Source organism: Paenirhizobium naphthalenivorans (genome assembly GCF_007992095.1).
GTDB lineage: Bacteria > Pseudomonadota > Alphaproteobacteria > Rhizobiales > Rhizobiaceae > Allorhizobium > Allorhizobium naphthalenivorans.
Genome location: NZ_BJZP01000116.1, coordinates 1 through 908, shown reverse-complemented (window position 1 = coordinate 908; position 908 = coordinate 1). Strand labels below are relative to the sequence as shown.

The following is a 908-nucleotide window of genomic DNA, read 5'->3' as shown; positions in this document are numbered from 1 at the left end:
TTTGTTCGGGCGAGGTTCTCAGGTGTTCGACGGCAAACCGCTCGGCGATCATCGTCTTGCCGTTGGCGTAAGGTCCGACCAACATCAGTCCCTGGCTTCGCAAAGACGGAGGCCGATCCAGCAGTTCGGCCAGCCGCCGATGGCTGTCCTGGGCGACATGATGCCCGATCCACCGTGGGGCACGAATGTAGGCGATCCTTGCCGCCTGATCATGACCAAGATGCGGCCGGACATGCTCGAGCAAATGATCCACTATTTCTACCAATCCTCCACCGGCAACCGGCTCTTCTGGCGTGGGAGATGCTCGGCGGGAGGAGGCGTCGGCGGTTGCATGACCGCATAAGGCTTCTCCGCCGCAGCGGCATGGACATTGCGGACAGCATTACGCAACTGGCGCCTGGAGGGTTTCGCCGATTGCACAATGGCTGCAATCTCACGGCGGAGCGCCACCTTCTCAGTGCTTGAGCGGTGGTTTGCCGCACGCCGACGGGAGCGTTCCGCCGCATGCTCCCACAGCGTCACCGACGTCAGTTGGCCGTCGCGTCTCTCGACCGGTCGGAATAGTCGCGTTTCCGGGTCGCGGACATAGACACGGCTGATGTCACGGGGATCGTATCGCACCTCAAGCCTTCCGAGCCGGTCACGCTCGGGAACGACGGCGCTCAGCCACGGTGAATAATAGTGCATGGCGAACATGCTGATCCCTTGCGGTGACAATTGCCTTTCCGTACCCGGCAAGAACGACAACAGCACGCGCTTCGGGTCATCGTCGAAACGAGGCAGGGCGGTTGCGTTGCGCTGCCATTCCGTCATGGGGACCCTCAGGGTCTTGGAATTTGCCTGCAGGTTGTGATCGATGACGGCCAGCGCAACGCAGCGCTCCAGATCGGCGAAGCTCAGGCAGGCGC

At 62.0% G+C, this 908-nt stretch carries 2 protein-coding genes; both read right to left on the bottom strand.

Annotated features, from left to right (window positions below; translation table 11 throughout):
* Window positions 1-256: TniB family NTP-binding protein (locus tag RNA01_RS23430; RefSeq protein ID WP_174824578.1), on the bottom strand; the 256-nt coding region annotated here is incomplete at its 3' end.
* Window positions 257-258: 2 nt separating this feature from the next.
* A partial coding sequence (locus RNA01_RS23425) for a Mu transposase C-terminal domain-containing protein (RefSeq protein WP_170253631.1) occupies window positions 259-908 on the bottom strand: 650 nt, incomplete at its 5' end.